This window comes from Ruegeria sp. BC7, assembly GCF_056539165.1.
The window spans coordinates 104,206-123,654 of the sequence record NZ_JBQFUL010000003.1; the positions used below are offsets into that span (position 1 = coordinate 104,206).

General features: G+C 59.5%; 22 protein-coding genes. 12 read left to right on the forward strand and 10 right to left on the reverse strand.

Translation table 11 applies throughout. The features are described from left to right. Nucleotides 1–36 precede the first annotated feature (36 nt). Nucleotides 37–786, forward strand: coding sequence for a zinc-ribbon domain-containing protein (locus tag ACR0KS_RS09545; RefSeq protein WP_170563613.1), 750 nt, complete (start codon nt 37–39; stop codon nt 784–786). A 9-nt stretch (nt 787–795) separates the two neighbouring features. On the opposite strand, the gene ACR0KS_RS09550 is transcribed toward ACR0KS_RS09545, so the two are convergent. From ACR0KS_RS09550 to argH, 5 genes are all read right to left on the reverse strand, one after another. After that, a complete protein-coding gene (locus ACR0KS_RS09550) occupies nt 796–3,336 on the reverse strand; it encodes a TIGR02302 family protein (RefSeq protein ID WP_480693183.1) in 2,541 nt (846 codons plus the stop codon). A gap of 37 nt (nt 3,337–3,373) precedes the next feature. Then, entirely contained in the window at nt 3,374–4,639 is a 1,266-nt protein-coding gene (gene lysA / locus ACR0KS_RS09555) for a diaminopimelate decarboxylase (RefSeq protein WP_170563616.1), read from the reverse strand. Nucleotides 4,640–4,704: 65 nt separating this feature from the next. Continuing rightward, nucleotides 4,705–4,854, reverse strand: a complete 150-nt coding sequence (locus ACR0KS_RS09560; protein WP_170563619.1) for a hypothetical protein — start codon at nt 4,852–4,854, stop codon at nt 4,705–4,707. Nucleotides 4,855–4,939: 85 nt separating this feature from the next. Continuing rightward, entirely contained in the window at nt 4,940–5,122 is a 183-nt protein-coding gene (locus tag ACR0KS_RS09565) for an argininosuccinate lyase (RefSeq protein WP_170563622.1), read from the reverse strand. Next, on the reverse strand, nt 5,122–6,510 hold the full coding sequence (gene argH, locus ACR0KS_RS09570; protein WP_170563625.1) for an argininosuccinate lyase: 1,389 nt from the start codon (nt 6,508–6,510) through the stop codon (nt 5,122–5,124). The genes ACR0KS_RS09565 and argH overlap by 1 nt, the downstream gene beginning before the upstream one ends. Before the next feature lie 21 nt (nt 6,511–6,531). Here argH and ACR0KS_RS09575 point away from each other — a divergent pair, with 21 nt between their 5' ends. The 10 genes from ACR0KS_RS09575 (at nt 6,532) to yddG (ending at nt 14,529) form a co-directional block, all read left to right on the forward strand. Then, nucleotides 6,532–7,098: a TlpA disulfide reductase family protein gene (locus ACR0KS_RS09575; RefSeq protein WP_170563628.1), complete on the forward strand. Its 567-nt coding sequence runs from the start codon at nt 6,532–6,534 to the stop codon at nt 7,096–7,098. A gap of 92 nt (nt 7,099–7,190) precedes the next feature. Beyond that, the gene (locus ACR0KS_RS09580) at nt 7,191–7,520 is read left to right on the forward strand and encodes a hypothetical protein (protein WP_170563631.1); all 330 of its coding nucleotides are present in this window, start codon (nt 7,191–7,193) and stop codon (nt 7,518–7,520) included. 61 nt (nt 7,521–7,581) lie between these two features. Next, nucleotides 7,582–7,968 (forward strand): hypothetical protein, encoded by a 387-nt coding sequence (locus tag ACR0KS_RS09585; RefSeq protein WP_170387459.1) that lies wholly within the window; start codon nt 7,582–7,584, stop codon nt 7,966–7,968. Continuing rightward, entirely contained in the window at nt 7,965–8,936 is a 972-nt protein-coding gene (locus ACR0KS_RS09590) for a sterol desaturase family protein (RefSeq protein ID WP_170415045.1), read from the forward strand. The genes ACR0KS_RS09585 and ACR0KS_RS09590 overlap by 4 nt, the downstream gene beginning before the upstream one ends. A 90-nt stretch (nt 8,937–9,026) precedes the next feature. Further along, on the forward strand, nt 9,027–9,215 hold the full coding sequence (locus tag ACR0KS_RS09595; protein ID WP_170563633.1) for a hypothetical protein: 189 nt from the start codon (nt 9,027–9,029) through the stop codon (nt 9,213–9,215). A gap of 100 nt (nt 9,216–9,315) precedes the next feature. Next, the gene (locus tag ACR0KS_RS09600) at nt 9,316–10,149 is read left to right on the forward strand and encodes an EAL domain-containing protein (protein ID WP_170563636.1); all 834 of its coding nucleotides are present in this window, start codon (nt 9,316–9,318) and stop codon (nt 10,147–10,149) included. 183 nt (nt 10,150–10,332) lie between these two features. Then, a complete protein-coding gene (locus ACR0KS_RS09605; protein WP_170563639.1) occupies nt 10,333–11,508 on the forward strand; it encodes an acetyl-CoA C-acetyltransferase in 1,176 nt (391 codons plus the stop codon). 187 nt (nt 11,509–11,695) lie between these two features. Then, entirely contained in the window at nt 11,696–12,418 is a 723-nt protein-coding gene (gene phbB, locus ACR0KS_RS09610) for an acetoacetyl-CoA reductase (RefSeq protein WP_170387449.1), read from the forward strand. Nucleotides 12,419–12,718: 300 nt separating this feature from the next. Further along, nucleotides 12,719–13,666 (forward strand): transcriptional regulator GcvA, encoded by a 948-nt coding sequence (locus tag ACR0KS_RS09615; protein ID WP_170563642.1) that lies wholly within the window; start codon nt 12,719–12,721, stop codon nt 13,664–13,666. Next, nucleotides 13,663–14,529, forward strand: a complete 867-nt coding sequence (gene yddG / locus ACR0KS_RS09620; RefSeq protein WP_170563645.1) for an aromatic amino acid exporter YddG — start codon at nt 13,663–13,665, stop codon at nt 14,527–14,529. Before ACR0KS_RS09615 ends, yddG begins: the two co-directional genes overlap by 4 nt. On the opposite strand, the gene ACR0KS_RS09625 is transcribed toward yddG, so the two are convergent. The 3 genes from ACR0KS_RS09625 to ACR0KS_RS09635 form a co-directional block, all read right to left on the reverse strand. Continuing rightward, nucleotides 14,526–14,690, reverse strand: a complete 165-nt coding sequence (locus tag ACR0KS_RS09625) for a YdcH family protein (RefSeq protein ID WP_170563647.1) — start codon at nt 14,688–14,690, stop codon at nt 14,526–14,528. The genes yddG and ACR0KS_RS09625 overlap by 4 nt on opposite strands. A gap of 124 nt (nt 14,691–14,814) precedes the next feature. Continuing rightward, nucleotides 14,815–15,585 (reverse strand): methyltransferase, encoded by a 771-nt coding sequence (locus tag ACR0KS_RS09630; RefSeq protein ID WP_170563650.1) that lies wholly within the window; start codon nt 15,583–15,585, stop codon nt 14,815–14,817. Next, nucleotides 15,582–15,797, reverse strand: coding sequence for a putative signal transducing protein (locus ACR0KS_RS09635; RefSeq protein ID WP_170387439.1), 216 nt, complete (start codon nt 15,795–15,797; stop codon nt 15,582–15,584). The genes ACR0KS_RS09630 and ACR0KS_RS09635 overlap by 4 nt, the downstream gene beginning before the upstream one ends. A 56-nt stretch (nt 15,798–15,853) precedes the next feature. Here ACR0KS_RS09635 and ACR0KS_RS09640 point away from each other — a divergent pair, with 56 nt between their 5' ends. Continuing rightward, complete coding sequence (locus ACR0KS_RS09640; protein ID WP_170563652.1) at nt 15,854–16,852, forward strand: polyprenyl synthetase family protein; 999 nt, start codon at nt 15,854–15,856, stop codon at nt 16,850–16,852. Here the strand turns inward: ACR0KS_RS09640 and ACR0KS_RS09645 are convergent. After that, a complete protein-coding gene (locus tag ACR0KS_RS09645) occupies nt 16,845–17,666 on the reverse strand; it encodes a 4-(cytidine 5'-diphospho)-2-C-methyl-D-erythritol kinase (protein ID WP_170803186.1) in 822 nt (273 codons plus the stop codon). The two genes, ACR0KS_RS09640 and ACR0KS_RS09645, sit on opposite strands and share 8 nt — an antisense overlap. Next, nucleotides 17,656–19,371, reverse strand: coding sequence for a tetratricopeptide repeat protein (locus ACR0KS_RS09650; RefSeq protein WP_480693185.1), 1,716 nt, complete (start codon nt 19,369–19,371; stop codon nt 17,656–17,658). The genes ACR0KS_RS09645 and ACR0KS_RS09650 overlap by 11 nt, the downstream gene beginning before the upstream one ends. Nucleotides 19,372–19,449 lie beyond the last annotated feature (78 nt).

Sequence of the window (19,449 nt, forward strand, 5' to 3'; positions counted from 1 at the left end):
ACTACTATCAGGTCAATACTATGGCCGGGAGGCAGCATGCGTCTTACATGTCCGAATTGCGGTGCCCAATATGAGGTTCCAGACGAGGTCATCCCCGAACAGGGGCGTGACGTGCAGTGCTCCAACTGTGAAAAGACCTGGTTTCAAGAAAAACAGCCAAGTCCTGCAACCGCAACCGACGTAGCAGAACCTGACGCGGACGTGGTCGAAGACAAGCCAACGCTGCCCGCACCCGAACCGCAGCCGACCAAAACCGAGTCCAAGCCAGCAGAAGCCGCAACAACTGGCAATGTGGACCCTGCTGTCGCCAACATCCTGAAAGAAGAAGCTGCGCGCGAGGCCAGTTTGCGCGCGAAAGAAGCCGAAAGCCTCGAAACGCAACCCGATCTGGCGCTGGACCCGCCTCCGCAGCCAGAGCTTGATCAGGCGGTCAAGGATCTGACAACCGCCGAAACGACCGAGGATTCAGAAGAACAGAGTACGTTGCCGGATGTCGATGCGATAAATTCCTCTCTGCGCAACGACGAACCAGCCCCGAAGAAAAAGAAGAAGAAAAAGAAAGAAGAAGTCGAGCTGGTTCCGCGCAAGTCCAGCGGAGGGTTCCGGCGTGGATTCCTATTGATGGTGATCATCGGCGCGGTCCTGTTCCTGATCTATGGCAACGCGCAAAGGATATCCGAAGCTGTGCCTCAGGCTGATCCGGTACTGGACAGCTACGTCACCCTGATCGATCAGGCGCGTGTGTGGCTCGAAGCGCAAACCAACTCCACCCCTCCGCAAAACTGATCTGTGACGTCAGAAGCGCTCTAACAGGCGTTTGAGGTATTCCAACTCAATCTCGGGGCGGTCCGATTCTCCGGTCCGGCGACGGATTTCGTCCAGCAATTCGCGCGCACGGCGATAAACGTCTTCGCCCTGCAGCAGGTTGTCATCGGTTGAGATCGACCCAGACGCGCCCGGGCTACGGCCCAATGGATCGCGGCTGTTGGCCTGCATGTCACCTTCCTGCGCGCCTTGGCCGGGCTGGTTCTGCTGGTTCTGGGCCAACGCCTCACCCAGTGAACGCATACCTTCGCGCAGGGCTTCCATCGCCTCGGACTGGCGATCAATGGCTTCGGCCAGATCGTCACCGCGCAGCGCCTGCTCTGCCTCGTCCATGGCCCGGCCCGCACGACCCAACGCGTCACGGGCGGCTTCGCCCTCGGGCGTACCGGTACCGGGCAGGTTCTGTTGCTGACGGCCCAACTCGTCCCGCAGCGCCTGCTGCCGGTCAGCCAGCGAACCATCACCCTGCTGACCCTCTCCGGCCTGATCCGAGCCCTGACCCTGACCACCTTGACCTTCGTGACTGTCACCACGGCCCTGACCACCATTCCGGCCTTCATTGCCCTGGTTCTCGCCTGCTTGCGCACCAGGGTTGAACTGTTCCTGCAGATCACGGAACGCCTGATCACTCAGCCCCTGTTGTTCGCGCAGCGTTTCGGCCAGACCTTCCATGGCCTGCTGGCCCTCGGACTGTTGGCCCTGACCCTGACCTTGCGTGACGCGCATGTTCTCCATCATCTGCTGGAATTCCTCCAGCGCCTGCTGCGCCTCTGCCATGCGGCCCTGTTCCATCAGCTCTTGAATGCGATCCATCATGCGCTGCAAGTCGTCCTGCGTCATTTGCATGGTCTCGCCGTTCTGACCTTGCTGACCATCCTGACCGTCATTTTCCTGCGCCAGCCGCTGAAGCTGCCGCATATAGTCCTGCGTGGCCTCGCGCAGTTCCTGCATCAGTTCGGCGATTTCCTCATCGGTTGCGCCGTTCTGCATCGCTTGGGTCAGGCGTTCCTGTGCGCGACGCATTCGCTCCAGCGCATCCGCCAGCGTCCCTTCCTCGATCAGAACCGCCAGATCCCACAAAGACTGAGCGATCTCAGCCTGCTGCTTTGGCTTCAGGTCGTATTCGGTGAATGTTTCAAGCCGCCGAAGCGTCACGCGCAACCGCAGATAAGCCGTGTTCGAGCGGAACAGGTCCTCGGGCAGATGCGAAACGGCCCGCAATACCTGCGCAACACGCGTGGCATTTTCGCGTGTCCACAACAGGTCACGGCGCTGTTCGATGATCGCCGCGGCCAACGAGTCAAAGAAGCGACGGGCAGGCAGCGCGGTTATATAGGGTTCTGACTGGGTTTCCTGATCCGCAGCATCCCGCGCGGACAGAGTGATTTTGACAGGCAGATGCGCCCAGGGATGTTCCGAGAAATCCTCGATAAAGTCCTCGATAAAGTCGGTGCGATCTCCGGTAATCGGCATCGGCAGTTCTACTGAAATGACCTCGCGCGGCTCTGGCTCAGGCGCCAAACCATAGCGGCGATCAACAGAGGCGAGATCAAGTTCGATGGTGGCCGTACCAGATTGAACGCCATAGTCGTCACCGGCTGCATAGGGCAGCTTCATCTGCCCACCAGCTTCGGCCGTGGCGATGTCGGCTACTGCGATTTCAGGGGGAACATCCGCGATAACATCCAGCGTCCACTCCCGCCCCGAAGGTCCGCCGATCTTTAAAAGGCCGGACCGATCAGCGACAAATTCCTGCTCTGGCGCGGTCGCGCCCTCGGCCCCCAAAGGTGTCGTGGTTTCCGTGAGGCTATGTGCGCCAACCTCGCCATAAAAGCGCAGAGTGATACGGCTGCCCTGTGGGATCGATAAGGTTGGGTCCGACTGATCAGCCAGATAGAGCGTCGGCAGACCCGTATAGCGAGGAGGCTCTACCCACCCTTCCCAGCTTGGTCCCTGATCCGCCAATGCAGCGCCCGGAGTCATTTCGGCCACAGACCCTATTCGCCAGAATGACCCGAACAAAGCGGCGATCACCAAGGCCAGCAAAGCCGAATACCGCAGCGCGTAAGGATCACGATCCGCAAGGCGCAAATCGGGTTTCACGGGCTGGGCCTGTGCCGCACGACGGGCCATCCGGTTTTGGTGCGCTTGCCACAAGGCGACCGAATCCGCATCCATTGCCCCAATTGCCTGATCGTCCATCAACGCCTGAATAGGTCGGCCCGGAAGAGTTTCATCCAAACGCATTAACGCTTCGGCGCGTGTGGGCATATGGAATCGCTGCGCGCCTGAACCCAGTGCCGCCAAAAGACCCAGCACAACCAAAGACCCCACGATCCAGACTGTCTCAACCGTCACAAGATCCTGAAGTCCCAGCATCAAAGCTGCCAAACTCGCCATCAGGATCGAAAAGAACGGCCAAAAGGCACGCCAAACCCGCTCGGCCAGCATCCCAGTGTGCGTCAGCCACAGGGACAGCCTAGGGATCGGCAGGGGCAGTCGTTCGGTCAAGTCGGGCCTCCAACAGTGGGCCCGCGCGCCTATCGCGTCAAAGCCACTCTGGTATGGTATCGCGGTTTATGATTTCGTCAAAGCTCGGGCGTTCACGAATTACGGCGAATTGATCGCCATGCACCAGAACTTCGGGGATCAGAGGGCGCGTATTGTATTCGCTGGCCATGACCGCGCCATAGGCTCCGGCGCTGCGGAAGGCGACCAGATCGCCCGGCGCAAGCGGCGGCATATTGCGCTGTTTGGCGAAGGTATCTCCGGTCTCGCAAACGGGGCCGACGATATCATAAGGCTGTTGTTCCACACCCGGCGCGGGTTCCTGAACGGCGACGATATCGTGATGCGCCTCGTACATTGCTGGGCGGATCAGGTCGTTCATGGCCCCGTCGAGGATCAGGAAATCGCGGCCTTCGCCCGATTTCACGTAAACCACCTTGCTGACCATCAACCCTGCATTGCCTGCGATCAGGCGGCCCGGCTCGATCTCGATCTCGCAGTTCAAATGGCCCAATGTCTTTTTGATCAGCGCGCCATATTCCACCGGCAGCGGCGGTGCGTCATTGGCGCGGGTATAGGGTATGCCCAATCCGCCGCCCAGATCGAGACGGCGGATATTGTGCCCTTCACTGCGCAACTGTTCGGTCAGCTCGGCGACCTTGGTATAGGCCAGCTCGAACGGCTCCAACTCAGTCAGTTGCGAGCCGATATGGACGTCGATGCCAATCACCTCCAGCCCCGGCAGGGTGGCGGCATGGGCGTAAACCTCTGACGCGCGCGCGATTGGGATACCGAACTTGTTCTCGGACTTTCCAGTGGCGATCTTGGCGTGGGTCTTGGCGTCCACATCCGGATTCACCCGCACGGTGATCGGCGCAACCACGCCCAGATCAAGGGCGACCGCGTTGATCACTTCCATCTCGGGTTCAGATTCCACGTTGAACTGGCGAATGCCACCGGTCAGAGCGGTGCGGATTTCATCCGCTGTCTTGCCAACGCCCGAAAACACGATCTTGTCGCCCGGCACGCCTGCGGCCTTGGCCCGCAGATATTCCCCGCCCGAGACCACGTCCATCCCCGCGCCCGCCTGCGCCAGTGTTTTCAGAATCGCCTGATTGCTGGCCGCCTTCATCGCATAGCAGACAAGGTGGTCCATGCCGTCCAGCGCATCATCGAACAGCTTGAAGTGCCGAAGCAGTGTGGCTGTCGAATAGACATAGAACGGGGTTCCGACCGCTGCTGCGATTTCGGAGATTGGGACGTCCTCGGCGTAAAGCGCGCCGTCGCGGTAGAGAAAGTGATCCATACCCGCGCGCTTAGACCAAAAAGGGCGCGCGGATCAATGGATTCTGCACAAGCCGTGGCGTTGCGTCAGTTGGTCGTTGAAACGCCGACCCGCCCATAGCCGGAAATCTTGATCCCTGAACCGCCCGAGTTGGCCTCGGATTCTGGACGAGGGTTAGACGAAGGTTCACACGCCGCCAGAACGACAAGCGACAGGATCAGGCCAAAAATTTTCATTCGTGTCTCATCGGTGTTGAGGTGCCAAAGCGCAGGCTACCGAGTGCAGATGGGAGCGGAACCGGTAAATTGCAATCGCTGCGCGTCAGAGGCCCAGATAAATCCCTAAACCGCCGCGTTGCAGACCAATTCCACCGCCGACATACGTGCCGCTGCTGCCGACGCCGATATTGGCGTTCATCGTTGGCTGAATCGGTTCGCCATCCGCACCGCACCCGGCCAGAACCGCTCCGACCGAGATCAAAAGCACCACACGCACGATCTGCATTACACCAGCGCCTTCCACCGCTTGATCTGGGCACGCACCTGATCCGGCGCCGTGCCGCCGTAAGACTGGCGTGAGTTTACCGAGTTTTCGACGGTAAGAACAGAATAGACATCATCCGTGATGTCCGCATGAACCGACTGCATGTCGTCCAGTGTCAGATCGGGCAAGTCGCAGCTTTTGGATTCGGCCATCGCCACCAACGAGCCTGTGACGTGATGCGCGTCGCGGAACGGCAGGCCCAGCACCCGCACCAGCCAGTCGGCCAGATCTGTCGCGGTCGAGAACCCCGACCCTGCCGCAGCCGCCAGACTGTCGCGGTTGGCGGTCATGTCCTTGACCATGCCCTCCATCGCGGCCAGCGCCAGCATCCAGTTGTCTGCAGCGTCAAACACCTGTTCCTTGTCTTCCTGCATGTCCTTGGAATAGGCCAGCGGCAGCCCCTTCATCACCATCATCAGCGCAGTATTCGCGCCATAGATACGGCCCACCTTGGCGCGGATCAGCTCGGCCGCGTCGGGGTTCTTTTTCTGCGGCATGATCGACGAACCGGTCGAAAAGCGATCAGACAGTGTCACAAACCGGAACTGGGCCGAGGACCAGATCACCAATTCCTCAGCAAAGCGCGACAGGTGAACTGCGCAGATCGAGGCGGTAGACAGAAACTCCAGCGCGAAATCCCGGTCGCTGACTGCGTCCAGCGAGTTTGCCGCCGGGCGGTCAAAGCCCAGCGCCTCGGCCGTCATCTGGCGGTCGATGGGGAAAGACGTCCCCGCCAGCGCTGCCGCGCCCAAGGGGGATTCGTTCATCCGGGCGCGCGCATCGCGGACGCGCGATAGGTCGCGGCCAAACATCTCGACATAAGCCATCATGTGATGGCCCCATGTGACAGGCTGCGCCGTTTGCAGGTGAGTAAAACCGGGCATAACCCAATCGGCCCCGGCCTCGGCCTGTGTCAGCAAGGCGCGGATCAAGGCCAGCAGGCCGGTTTCCGCCGCATCGAACTGATCACGGACCCAAAGTTTAAAGTCGGTTGCCACCTGGTCATTCCGCGACCGGCCTGTGTGCAAACGACCCGCCGGTTCTCCGATCACCTCTTTCAGCCGCGCCTCGACATTCATGTGAATGTCTTCCAGCGCGGTCGAGAACTGGAACGACCCCGACTGGATTTCTGACAAAACGGTGAGCAGCCCTTCCCGAATGGCCTGCGCGTCACTATCAGTAATAACGCCTGTGGCTGCCAACATGGCGGCATGGGCGCGCGAGCCTGCGATATCCTGGGCTGCCATCCGCTGATCGAACCCGATCGAGGCATTGATCGCCTCCATGATCGCGTCTGGACCGGCGGCAAAGCGGCCGCCCCACATCTGGTTCGAGGATTGATCGGTCATGTAAGAAAACCCGGAGTTGATATGCGCCTATTTCGTCTGATCCCCCTTTATATGGCCCTTGCGCTGGGTGCAAACGCGGCTTTGGCCACAGACGCGGAAACTCTGGGTCCGCTGCGGGACGGCACATTGAAACGCCTGATCCTGCACAAAGAACCGAAACCCGTTGCTGCGGTTGAATTCCAGCTTGAAGACGATGGCGGTGCCGCCTCGCTTGAGGATTACCGGGGCAAGTATGTATTGCTGAATTTCTGGGCGACGTGGTGCGCCCCCTGCCGTAAGGAAATGCCGCAGCTTGCCGAACTCCAGCAGGAATTTGGCGGGGATAAGTTCCAAGTTTTGACTCTGGCCACGGGGCGCAATTCGCCTGCCGGGATCAAGAAATTCTTTCAGGAAAACGGAATTAAAAACCTGCCGCGTCATCAGGACCCCAGATCCGCCGTTGCCCGCGAGATGGGGGTTCTGGCACTGCCCATTACCGTCATTCTGGACCCCGAGGGCAACGAGATCGCACGCCTGATCGGAGATGCCGAGTGGAACTCGGACAGCGCCAAGTCGATCATTTCAGCGCTCGTAGAGCCTGAAAGTTAAGGCGCGCGGCCTTTTCCCGTCCAGTTGTGGTAAACTGATCCCGGCCCCTATGGGCCGGTTTTCTTTTGCAACCTTCAGGAAGGGAGACGGCAATGAAACCGGTAGTTCTGTTAGTTGGTCGTTTGCCAAATGTCATCGGTGATGTGGCGCAACAGTTGGATCATCTGCCGATCCAATGGCTCGGCGCACACGACACCGATGAAGTCCGGCGGCAATTGGACACCGAACCAAGAATAGCCTGCGCAATCATTGGCGCAGGGCTGGACGACAAGACCCGAGGAGAGTTGGTGGGCATCATCGCGGCGCGCAGGCCCGACATCTGCATCCACCTCAAGGACAGGACATCTGGCCCGGAAGGGTTGGTGCCGTTTGTCCAGCGGGTGGTTCAGCACGAAATCCTGGAACGGCTCGAAGCAAGCTGACGTTACGCCACCTTTGACAGCCACCCGGCCACTCTGCACTTTGCTCAACGGGAGGACGGCTGTGCCGCTGGAAATTCTTTTGGTTCTGGTGATCGGAGGAATCACCGGAATCACCGCGATGTTGCATTTGACGGGCAGGTCCCGTTTGCGCGCGCTGACGCAGGATGGTGCGCGGCGTGAATGGCTGCGGCATTCTCCAGACGACTATATCATTGACGTTACTGTTGCCCATGATGGACGTTCGGCGCTCATCCGCACGCCCTCGGGGAACGGCTTGGTCTGGGTGTTCGGTATGGATACCGTTGCCCGGCATCTGCTGGATTTCGACTGGCTGGATCGCCCCGACGGGTTCGAGATCCGGTTCCACGAATTTGGCACGCCCAAGGCAATCGTCCGCCTAGATGACTTTGAACGCCAGCACTGGCGGCACCTGTTGGAGCCCTCATGACCGATCAAGTGACATTCCCGGACGCCGTGCAGTGGGCCGTCCCGGTCTTTATCGCCGCAATCCTTGCCGAGTTTCTGTGGATCGCGATCAAAGGCAAAGGCGGGCGATACGAGACCCGCGATGCCGTGACCTCATTGATCATGGGCGCGGGGAATATCGCTTCCGATCTGTTGTTGGGAGTTATTGTCTACACATTCTTCATGTGGCTATGGCAGATCACGCCCTTGAATCTGGGCACGTCGATACCCGTGATCATCCTTTGCTTTGTGCTGGATGACTTTCGCTATTACTGGGTGCACAGGTTCGGCCATCGCATTCGCTGGGTCTGGGCCAGCCATGTGAACCACCACAGTTCCCAGCATTACAACCTGACCACCGCGCTTCGGCAGACATGGACCTATACATTCACCTTCATGATGGTCGTCCGCGCGCCCTTAATCCTACTGGGATTCCACCCCGCAATGGTTCTGTTCTGCGGCGGTGTGAACCTTGTGTACCAGTTCTGGATTCACACCGAAGCCATCCACAAGATGCCCCGCTGGTTTGAAGCGGTCATGAACACGCCCAGCCACCATCGCGCGCACCACGGGCGCAATGCACGCTATCTGGACTGCAACTATGCCGGCACATTCATTGTCTGGGACAAGCTGTTTGGAACCTTCGTACCCGAACAAGAACACGACCGCGTCGATTACGGGCTGGTTCACAATATCGGCACGTTCAACCCGCTGCGCGTCGCTTTCCACGAATGGGTCGGTATCTGGCGCGATGCAACCCAGCCGGGCCTGACGCTGCGCCAGCGACTGGCCTACTGCTTCGCGCCTCCGGGCTATAGCCATGACGGAAGCCGCGACAACTCGGAACAGATCAAGGCCAAGCATATTGCCCATCATCCCGAAGATCGCGGAACGCCCGGATTCGAGCATTTCCGAGACGATGAGCCTAATTCGCAAGCAAAACGTGCCTGAACCCACCGGATCTGCCTAGGTACTTTCTTGAATTCCGGCTTGCGCAGTCCATATCCTCAGAAAGCGCAACGTAACGACCTGAGGCGGATCATGACCCGATTTTTGACCATATCCACTGTTCTGGGTCTGGCGGGTCTGGTTGTCGCGATGCTGACTGCACTGGCTGGAACAGCGTCCTCGCTTGTCGTTCTCGGGTTTTCCATGATGGCTCTTGGCTTTGCCGGAGCTTTAATCGGCGCGGCAGCGTCCCTGGGGCGCATCTGGGAAACAGCACGCTAATCTTGCTGCCCCAGGTATTGATGCCCTCCGTTAACCGCAGATTCATGAGTTTGCTTTGATATCCGAACCTGACCGATGACGGGCAGGGAACGTTGAACTCATGCAGGACAGGACACTGGCAGATTTGCCTGAGGGGGCTGAAAACCCCTTGAACTCGGCCGTTACCGCCAGGGATGCGACAACCGTTCAGATGGCATCCGACGCCGTGAAGCACAAGCAATGTAAGCTTGCGTTTCAGCCGGTTATGCAGGCCAATCCCCCTCATGGCGTCGCGTTCTACGAAGGTTTTATCCGGGTTCTGGACGAAACAGGCCGCGTGATTCCTGCGCGCGAGTTCATGCCCCAGCTTGAAAACACCCCGATCGGTCGCGAACTGGACTGTATCGCGCTTGAAATGGGCTTGCGCACACTGGCCCGAAATTCCGGCATCCGAATGTCGGTGAACATGTCCGCACGCTCGATCGGATATGCGCGATGGTCCCGCGTGATGGAGAGATTTCTCAAAAAAGACCCCAGCATTGGTGAAAGGTTGATTCTTGAGATTTCGGAAGACTCGGCAATGACCCTGCCCGAACTGGTGGTCGATTTCATGGACCGCATGCAGCCTCGTGGCGTTGCCTTCGCGCTGGATGATTTTGGTGCCAGCAACTTCAGCTTTCGCCACTTCCGCGAGTTTCTTTTTGACGCCGCAAAAATCGACGGCCAGTTTGTACGCGGAATCAGCGACAACCCCGACAATCAAGCACTTGTCCGCGCCCTGATCGCCGTCGCGCGTGAGTTTGAAATTCTGGTGACGGCCGAATCGGTTGAAACACGGGAAGACGCGGAATTCCTTGTCGCAAGCGGCGTTGACTGCCTGCAGGGTTTTTTGTTCGGCGCACCATCTGTCTCAGCCCCTTGGAAATCTGGAAAACTTGATAAAACAGGCAGTTGACCGAGGAAAAATCGCCTGTTCACACCCTGAGACAAGCTGCCCGTTGCTGCAACTGCAGCATTGCGCTATGCCATGATCAGTTGGAGCGGGGGATCATGAGGCGCTCGGGACTGTCAGAGGGCGACCTCTGTGACTTGCGCCGTCACGTTTCCCACAGGACCTTGACGGTAAAGGATTGTCTAAATGACCAACGTAGTAATCGCATCCGCAGCACGCACAGGCGTCGGCAGCTTTGGCGGATCGTTCGCCAACACCCCCGCACATGATCTGGGGTCCACAGTTCTCGAGTCTGTCGTGGAACGTGCCGGGATCGAGAAGGGCGAAGTGTCCGAGACCATTATGGGTCAGGTTCTGACTGCAGCTCAGGGCCAGAACCCTGCGCGCCAAGCTCATATCAACGCCGGCCTGCCAAAAGAAAGCGCGGCCTGGGGCATCAATCAGGTCTGTGGCTCGGGGCTTCGGGCGGTTGCTCTGGGTGCGCAGCACATCCAGTTGGGCGATGCCGAGATTGTAGCCGCTGGCGGTCAGGAAAACATGACGCTGTCGCCGCATGCCGCCGCACTGCGCGCAGGACACAAAATGGGCGATATGAAATATATCGACACCATGATCCGCGATGGTCTGTGGGATGCGTTCAACGGCTACCACATGGGTCAGACCGCCGAAAACGTGGCCGAGAAATGGCAGATCAGCCGCGATGCGCAGGACGAATTCGCCGTGGCCAGCCAGAACAAGGCCGAAGCTGCGCAGAAGGCCGGCAAATTCGCCGACGAGATCACGCCCTTCACCATCAAGACCCGCAAGGGCGATATCGTGATGGACAGCGACGAGTACATCCGCCACGGCGCGACCATGGAGGCCATGGCCAAGCTGCGCCCCGCCTTCACCAAAGACGGCTCGGTCACGGCAGCGAACGCGTCGGGTTTGAACGACGGCGCGGCCGCCACCCTGCTGATGTCGGCTGAAAACGCTGAAAAGCGCGGGATTGAGCCGCTTGCAAGGATCGCATCCTACGCGACAGTGGGTCTGGACCCCTCGATCATGGGCGTTGGCCCGATCTACGCGTCGCGCAAGGCGCTGGAAAAGGCGGGCTGGTCGGTCGGCGATCTGGATCTGGTTGAAGCCAACGAAGCCTTTGCCGCGCAAGCCTGCGCCGTAAACAAAGACATGGGCTGGGATCCTTCGATCGTGAACGTGAACGGTGGCGCCATTGCCATTGGCCACCCGATCGGCGCCTCGGGCTGCCGGGTTCTGACCACGCTTCTGTTTGAAATGAAACGCCGCGATGCGAAAAAAGGTCTGGCGACCTTGTGCATCGGCGGCGGCATGGGTGTCGCCCTCTGCGTGGAGCGCGACTAAGTGCCCTGAAAATGGCATAAAAAGGGGCGTCCGCTGGGCGCCCCTTTTTTGTTACACTGGGGCACGCCCTGAAGATGCGACGATATTGCCACCCGGAATCTCGAAATTCATGACGAAACAATATTGCGCAAGATCACCTCTCAAAGTAACAGCATTACCAAGACGATATGAATTGGAGGAGTCCTAAATGGCACGTACAGCACTCGTCACCGGCGGTTCGCGCGGCATCGGCGCAGCAATTTCCAAGGCGCTAAAGGCCGAAGGATACAATGTTGCGGCCACCTATGCCGGCAATGATGAAGCCGCCGCAAAGTTCACCGAAGAAACCGGCATCGCCACGTACAAGTGGAACGTTGCCGACTATGACGAGTCCAAAGCGGGCATCGAAAAAGTCGAGGCCGAGGTCGGCCCGATCGACATCGTGGTCGCCAACGCGGGCATCACCAAGGACGCGCCGTTCCACAAGATGACCCCGGAACAGTGGCATCAGGTGATCGACACCAACCTGACCGGCGTATTCAACACCGTGCACCCTGTCTGGCCCGGCATGCGTGAGCGTAAGTTCGGCCGCGTGATCGTCATCAGCTCGATCAACGGTCAGAAGGGCCAGTTCGCACAGGTGAACTATGCCGCGACCAAAGCGGGCGATCTGGGCATCGTGAAATCCCTCGCCCAGGAAGGCGCGCGCGCTGGCATCACTGCAAACGCGATCTGCCCGGGCTATATCGCGACCGAGATGGTCATGGCAGTTCCTGAAAAAGTGCGCGATTCCATCGTTGCGCAAATCCCGGCTGGTCGCCTGGGTGAGCCCGAGGAAATCGCTCGTTGCGTTGCGTTCCTGGCGTCGGACGATTCCCAATTCATCAACGGTTCGACCATTTCGGCCAACGGTGGACAGTTTTTCGTCTAAACCGGACACAGAAAACGAAAACGGGCCGGTCTTTTCAGACCGGCCCTTCTTTTATCCCGTAAGGACGCGCGCGCTGCGTTCAGCGGGAACCAAAAAGCCAGTTCAGAGCCTGCTTGAGCATCTTACCGCGTTCAGCATGGGCCCGCTGAAAGGCGCGGGCGGCTGCGGGGTTTGTCGTCATCTCGATCATGGCAGTCACCCTTTCAGTTCAGCTTTGTTTGACTTGCACTCAATATGCGCCTTATCAATGTTGACGACAAACGAGCTTTCTGTGGGTTTCAGTTAAGAATTTCTTATGCTATGAGCGACTACCTCCCCCCACTGACCGCATTGCGCGCCTTTGATGCCGCCGCGCGCCACATGTCCTTTGCGAAAGCCGCCGAAGAACTGCACGTAACCCCTGCGGCCCTGTCCTTTCAGATCAAATCGCTTGAAGAACATCTGGGCCGTCCGCTGTTTCGCCGCCTGAACCGCGCCGTCGAACTGACCGAGGCCGGCCGTGCACTGGCACCCGGCGCGGCCGAAGGATTCGCTGCATTGCAGGCTGCTTGGCAGGCGGCCCGACGACAGGGAAACGATACCAGCCTGACCGTGACCGCTGGACCGGCTTTGACCGCCAAATGGCTTGCTCCGCGCCTTTATGAATTCGCGCGGGCACATCCCGAGATTGACCTCAAGTTCTCGGCCACGCTGCGCAATATGGATCTGGAACGTGACGATGTAGATGTGGCGATCCGGTTTGGTTATGGCGATGACGAGGGGTTGTATTCCCTGCCCGTGCGCAAAGAGTGGCTGACCCCGGTCATGACCCCTGAATTGGCCGAACGATATTCAACGCCCGACAGCCTGAGGGACGCGCCGCTGATCTTTGACGACTCGATTGCGTTTCTTCAACCGCCCAGCGACTGGCCTGCATGGTTTCGGGCCGTCGGTGTGAATTTCGCGCCGACCCATGGCGCGCATTTCTCGAACGCAGACCATGCGATCGACGCGGCCGTTGCGGGCGTTGGCGTTGCGCTTGGACGCCGCGCGATGATCATCAAGGACTTGACCGAGGGTCGCTTGGTCGCGCCGTTCAAAACCGCCATCGAAACGCGAGGGCGGTTTCGGTTTCTATGTCTGCCGGGTGCCGAGAACCGCCCCCAGATCGCTGCCTTCCGTGATTGGTTCATGGACGAGATTGAAAAAACCGCGCATATCTCGGATGAATTCGAGATCATCCCGGTGGAAGAGGTCCCCACACCATGACAAGAACCCGTGCAACGGGGATCGGATTTATCGCGGTCCTGCTATGGTCTTTGCTGGCCTTGTTCACGGTGGGATCCGCCCCCACTCCGCCACTGCTGTTAAACGCCATATGCTTTTCAATCGGCGGCACGCTTGGGCTGATCTGGACCTGGGCGAATGGTGGCTTGGCGCAGCTTCGGAAGGTGCGCTGGACAACCTACCTGTTCGGAACGGTCGGGCTGTTTGGCTACCACGCGCTGTATTTCTCGGCGTTGCGCATGGCTCCGGCGGCCGAGGCTGGCTTGATCGCTTATCTGTGGCCCTTGCTGATTGTTCTCTTTTCCGGACTGCTGCCCGGTGAGAACCTGCGTCTGGGGCATCTGTTCGGCGCTTGTCTGGGGTTCGCCGGGGCCGCTGTGCTCATAGCCGGAGGCGGAAGTGCCGGGTTCCAATCGGATCACCTGCCGGGATATGGCCTGGCCCTGTTATGCGCGCTGACATGGTCCGGCTACTCAGTCCTGTCCCGGCGCTTGGGCGACACTCCGACAAGTTCGGTTGCCGTGTTCTGCGTCGCCACGGCCATCGCGTCCGCTGCGTTGCACATAGCTGTTGAAGACACCGTGTGGCCGGACACCCCAATAAGCTGGGCGTCCGTTCTGGCCTTGGGCCTTGGGCCAGTGGGACTGGCGTTTTACGTCTGGGATATCGGGGTCAAACAAGGCGACATCCAGATATTGGGCACGGCGTCCTACGCGGCACCCTTGTTATCTACGCTTGTTTTGGTTGTGGCCGGGATCGCGGCCCCCTCGTGGGGTCTGGCGATCGCGGCCGTTTTGATTACGGGTGGCGCGACAATCGCGGCCCGCGCCAGTATGAGCGGTTAACTGGACAGGCGCTCGATCTCTTCTTTTAGTTTCAGCTTCTGTTTCTTGAGTTGAGCGATATGGAGATCATCGATACCTGGCGAGCGTTGGGCTTGTTCTACTTCGAGACCGAGAGTTTCGTGCTTTTTCTTCAGTTCCGTCAGATGTGCGCTCACGCTCATGGCGATACTCCTTTGTTGGTGTCTCAGGTTTACGTAAGAAGTTGACCACATCGTTTCCAGCCTGTCACGCTGCAGACGCACAGAATCTGTAATAAATCCGACAAATTCGGCTGGTTAATGCCTATCACTCCGAGAAACAGGCCAGCGCAGCCCCGTCGCGCAGCACCGCGGATACGTGCGGCGTATAGCTTTCGCCGTCTTTTTCGTGGCGCTCACCTGCGTGTAAAATCAAAGGCGGATGGAGTTGAAACGCTGCGCGGCCCCCTTTTCTGGCCCGCAGAATCACCAGCTCGGCCTTGCGCCCGGACCGGGCTGCCAGCGGCACAACTTCGATCGACCCCAGCCGCCCGGAACAGGCGATCAGCATATCCGGCAGCCGATCCGCCTTTTGGATCATGTGCAGGTAACCCTTCGGGGCAAGACGTTTCGCTGCGGCGTCAAACCAGTGGTCCAGCGGCGTATCCCCGCCCAGTGCGACGCTTCGTCCCTGATCCATAGACGGGCTATGCGCCCCGGCCCGGTAATAGGGCGGATTGGCGATCACGTGATCAAACTGACGCTGCTTCAGGTCCGGCGGCAATGCGGTCAGGTCCGCTTGAATGACCTCCAACCGCGCTGCGTTTTCAGCAGCGTTCCGGCGTGCCAAGTCAGCATATGGCACTTGCAACTCCACCCCGACGGCCTGCAGCCCCGGCACGCGCGCCATCAGCGACAGCACCGCCGCCCCTGCCCCGCAGCCCAACTCCAGCACGCTTTGGCCCCGTTTTGCCGGGACAGAAGCGGCCAGCAGGATGGGATCTACCCCGGCGCGATAGCCACTGCGGGGTTGCCACAGGCGCACACGACCACCCAAAAAGTCATTCAGGGTCAGGTCATCATCGTCAAACAGGGTCATCGGCCCAGCGGAATATCGTTGTCACGCATCACGCGCTCGGCCCTGGTCAGGTCGTCGGCCCGGACCATCAGGCGGCGCGGGAAAATTCCTATGCCGCCTTCGAGGATGCTCATATTTACGTCCATCTGAAAGCAGTCTATATCCTCGCCTTCAAGAAGGGCGGATGCAAATGCCAGGATCGTTGGATCGGTGCTGCGCAAAAGTTCTTTCATGGGGATGGATGTAAGGGCAAGGTGCGGCAGAAGTCGAGCCTTGTATCAGGAGTGTGATGGCGATCGGCACGGTCTCAAAACCGCATGAGCGGCTGGCGGAAATTCTCGCGGGTGAAATGGAAGCAGTGAATGAGCTGATCCGAACCCGCATGGCGTCCGAGCACGCCCCGCGCATCCCGGAAGTAACGGCGCATCTGGTCGAGGCGGGCGGCAAGCGTTTGCGCCCGATGCTGACCTTGGCCGCAGCGCAACTGTTTGGCTATCAGGGCAGCCACCATGTGCGTCTGGCCGCAACTGTTGAATTCATCCATACCGCCACCTTGCTGCACGATGACGTGGTAGACGAGAGCGGCCAGCGGCGCGGACGCCCCACGGCAAACCTTTTGTGGGACAACAAATCCAGCGTTTTGGTGGGCGATTACCTGTTCTCTCGCAGCTTCCAGTTGATGGTCGAGACAGGTTCGCTGCGCGTGCTTGATATCCTTGCAAACGCATCGGCGACGATTGCCGAAGGTGAAGTCCTGCAAATGACGGCAGCCACCGATCTGGGCACCAACGAAGCGATCTACCTGCAGGTTGTGCGGGGCAAGACGGCGGCGTTGTTCTCGGCCGCGACCGAAGTGGGCGGCGTCATCGCCGGAGCGACCGAAGAGCAGGTCCAAGCCCTTTACGATTACGGCGACGCGCTGGGTATTGCCTTTCAGATCGCGGATGACCTGCTGGATTATCAGGGCGACAGCGCTGCGACAGGCAAGAACGTCGGTGACGATTTCCGCGAACGCAAGCTGACCCTGCCGGTCATCAAGGCCGTCGCGCAAGCAACCCCGGAAGAACACGCATTCTGGGAGCGCACGATTGGTCGTGGTCGTCAGGAAGAAGGTGATCTGGGCCACGCGCTGGGTCTGATGGCCAAATACGGCACGCTGGACGCCACGCGCTCGGATGCGCTGGGATGGGCGAACAAGGCCAAAGCGTCACTCGACATCCTTCCCGACCATGAAATTCGCACGTTGCTGCGTGATCTGGCGGATTACGTGGTGTCTCGCCTCAATTAAGCTGAACCGCGCGACACCACCAGTCGGGATGGGCTGCTCCAATTTCGTAGGCCGCGAAATGGGCCGCCTTCATATTCGGGTAAAGCGAAAAGCACGTCGATCCCGACCCCGACATCCGAACAAGCAGAGCGTCCTTGGTTTCCGCAAGTTCGTCCAGCACCCGGCCAACGTCGGGCGCAAGACCCTTGGTCGGACGCTCAAGATCGTTTCGTTGATCCCGCAACCAAGCGGCGCAGTCCTCAGGAGCGGTAAACGTCGGAATATCGTCCGGCATGGGATCGTTGTCACGGCTGTCCAGCGCCGAGAATACAGCACCCGTCGGCACTTCGACGCCCGGATTGACCAGAAGGGCTGGCAAGTGCGGCAGAACAACCGGTGTCAGCCCGTCGCCAATACCACGCATTCGACTGGCCCGCGCAGCCATACAGACGGGGATATCCGCGCCAAGTGACAGGGCGATCTCATCTGGAATGGTGCCGCCCTGATCGGCAACCACGCGCAAAGTGGCCGCTGCATCCGACGATCCGCCACCGATCCCGCCTCCGTGTGGTAGCACTTTGTTCAAGTCGATATGACCTGCCCAACCTGCGGCCTTGGCGGCCTTCCAGACCAGATTACGTTCATCCGCTGGAACCCCTGCCGCGTGCTCACCGGTAACTGTAATCGACAGGCGATCTCCCGGGGTGAAGCGCAGCGTGTCACCCACATCCGCAAAGACCACCAGTGAATCCAACAGGTGATACCCGTCGGCTCGTCGGCCGGTCACATGCAGGGTCAGGTTGATCTTGGCGGGCGCGAAACCCTCAGCCTTCATTTGCGACCTTCAAAGGGTCAGCCCCTTCCTCGGCCAGAACAGCATCCAGCCCGATCTCAATCTTGCGTCTGATCCGGTCCGGGTCGGCTTCGCCATCCGTGTCATCGGGGTCGATGAAAGACAGGGCGCGTTTCCACTGGAACTCGGCCTCGCGCGCGCGCCCGACAGCCCAATAAACATCCCCCAGATGATCGTTCACCACGGGATCCACTGGCATCAACTCAACCGCGCGCTCCATATGCTCAACCGCTTCGTCATAGCGGCCCAGACGGAATAGAACCCACCCAAGGCTATCCACGATGTAGCCACTGTCAGGGCGCGTAGCGACAGCGCGTTCGATCATCTCTAGTGCCTCATCCAGCTTTTCGCGCCGCTCGACCAGAGAATACCCCAAATAGTTCAAAACCTGCGGCTGGTCCGGGTTCAGTTCCAGCGCGCGGCGGAAATCGGCCTCGGCCTGATCCCAGTTCTTGAGCCGCTCGTGCGAGATGCCGCGGGCGTAGTAGAGAAACCAGTTTCCGCCCACTCCTTCTTCAATCAGCTCGATCGCCCGATCATATGTTTTCACCGCAGAGGCATAGTCCTCCTGCCTTCGCTGAAGATCGGCCAAAGCGACGTGTACGCTGGGCAGGTTCGGGCTTTGCGCGGCAAGAGTCTGCAAGACTTCGGCGGCCGCATCGGTTTTTCCAGCCCGCCCCAGAACTTCGGCGCGGCCAAGTTCGGCCGCGTGATAATCACTGCTGTCAGCCGGTACTTTACGATACGCCTCAACGGCCAGATCGTATTGTTCCAGCTCATCCAGCAACTCGGCGCTCAGCAAGATTGCGTCAACATGATCGGGCCGTAGGAACGTCGCGATCTGAGCGTAGAGCAGAACGTAATTCTGGGCCGCCTCGGTGCTAAGCGCGGCACCGACGGAAAAGAACACTTCGGCCATGCCATCCTGAGCGGACCGAACGTGGGTAAATGGCAGGGTATCCCCTGCGGTCAGACGCGCCTCATAGCTTTCGATAGACGGATCACTGCCAGCGGCAAATACATCGTTCAAAAACGCCAGCGCCTCCTGATTGCGGTCGAGTTGCGACAGAACCTCGACCCGTGCCAGCGCCGCGCGGCGTGAAAATTGGGCAACTACCCCGCCATCGGCGGCGAAAATAGCCTCGGCCCCTTCAAAGTCACCAACCGACGCCAAAGCAAGCGCCTTGTGATACAGCGCAAATTCCCGCAGCCCTTCCTGCGCAGTGACCTGATCGAATTGCTCCATGGCCTTGGTCATCGAGCCTTGGCCGATATGAGCCCATCCAAGCATCAAACCATCCACCAGCGGTCCGACGCCCTCTGTCTCGGGGTCAAGCGCAAGCAATTCGTCCAGCTTGCCATCCGCGACTAGGTTTGAAGCGATCACCATCCGGGCCGCCTGACTTGGCAGGCCCATGTCCTCGATCGTGCGCGCCACGGGTAGCGCGCGCCTGATATCACCCAGCGAGAGTCTGGCGACAACGACACTCTCCAGCAGCCTGTGATTTTCAGGGTCAGCGCGCAGCGCCTGCGCATAGTAACGCTCGGCTGCGGTGTAATCGTTCTGGAAAATCGCCTGACGCCCGGCAAGATACGAACCGGACCCCGTATCCGAAAAAGCCGGAAACGTGACTGACGAAGAAAGCAGCGCAACCAGCGCTGCGCGACGGAGGAGGGAAGCCACCAAAATCCTGCCTTGCTATTGTTGACTGCCTAACAAGCTAGGACTTTGGCCGGTAAGAGGCAATGGCAGAGCCTTCACGAC

Coding starts and splice junctions, on each gene's coding strand:
- ACR0KS_RS09630 (WP_170563650.1), bottom strand. CDS start 15,585: ATGACCCTGTTTGACGATGATGACCTGACCCTGAATGACTTTTTGGGT.
- ACR0KS_RS09560 (WP_170563619.1), bottom strand. CDS start 4,854: ATGAAAATTTTTGGCCTGATCCTGTCGCTTGTCGTTCTGGCGGCGTGT.
- ACR0KS_RS09590 (WP_170415045.1), top strand. CDS start 7,965: ATGACCGATCAAGTGACATTCCCGGACGCCGTGCAGTGGGCCGTCCCG.
- ACR0KS_RS09595 (WP_170563633.1), top strand. CDS start 9,027: ATGACCCGATTTTTGACCATATCCACTGTTCTGGGTCTGGCGGGTCTG.
- ACR0KS_RS09625 (WP_170563647.1), bottom strand. CDS start 14,690: ATGAGCGTGAGCGCACATCTGACGGAACTGAAGAAAAAGCACGAAACT.
- ACR0KS_RS09575 (WP_170563628.1), top strand. CDS start 6,532: ATGCGCCTATTTCGTCTGATCCCCCTTTATATGGCCCTTGCGCTGGGT.
- phbB (WP_170387449.1), top strand. CDS start 11,696: ATGGCACGTACAGCACTCGTCACCGGCGGTTCGCGCGGCATCGGCGCA.
- argH (WP_170563625.1), bottom strand. CDS start 6,510: ATGACCGATCAATCCTCGAACCAGATGTGGGGCGGCCGCTTTGCCGCC.
- ACR0KS_RS09565 (WP_170563622.1), bottom strand. CDS start 5,122: ATGCAGATCGTGCGTGTGGTGCTTTTGATCTCGGTCGGAGCGGTTCTG.
- ACR0KS_RS09640 (WP_170563652.1), top strand. CDS start 15,854: ATGGCGATCGGCACGGTCTCAAAACCGCATGAGCGGCTGGCGGAAATT.
- ACR0KS_RS09545 (WP_170563613.1), top strand. CDS start 37: ATGCGTCTTACATGTCCGAATTGCGGTGCCCAATATGAGGTTCCAGAC.
- ACR0KS_RS09635 (WP_170387439.1), bottom strand. CDS start 15,797: ATGAAAGAACTTTTGCGCAGCACCGATCCAACGATCCTGGCATTTGCA.
- lysA (WP_170563616.1), bottom strand. CDS start 4,639: ATGGATCACTTTCTCTACCGCGACGGCGCGCTTTACGCCGAGGACGTC.
- ACR0KS_RS09600 (WP_170563636.1), top strand. CDS start 9,316: ATGCAGGACAGGACACTGGCAGATTTGCCTGAGGGGGCTGAAAACCCC.
- ACR0KS_RS09645 (WP_170803186.1), bottom strand. CDS start 17,666: ATGAAGGCTGAGGGTTTCGCGCCCGCCAAGATCAACCTGACCCTGCAT.
- ACR0KS_RS09605 (WP_170563639.1), top strand. CDS start 10,333: ATGACCAACGTAGTAATCGCATCCGCAGCACGCACAGGCGTCGGCAGC.
- yddG (WP_170563645.1), top strand. CDS start 13,663: ATGACAAGAACCCGTGCAACGGGGATCGGATTTATCGCGGTCCTGCTA.
- ACR0KS_RS09580 (WP_170563631.1), top strand. CDS start 7,191: ATGAAACCGGTAGTTCTGTTAGTTGGTCGTTTGCCAAATGTCATCGGT.
- ACR0KS_RS09615 (WP_170563642.1), top strand. CDS start 12,719: ATGAGCGACTACCTCCCCCCACTGACCGCATTGCGCGCCTTTGATGCC.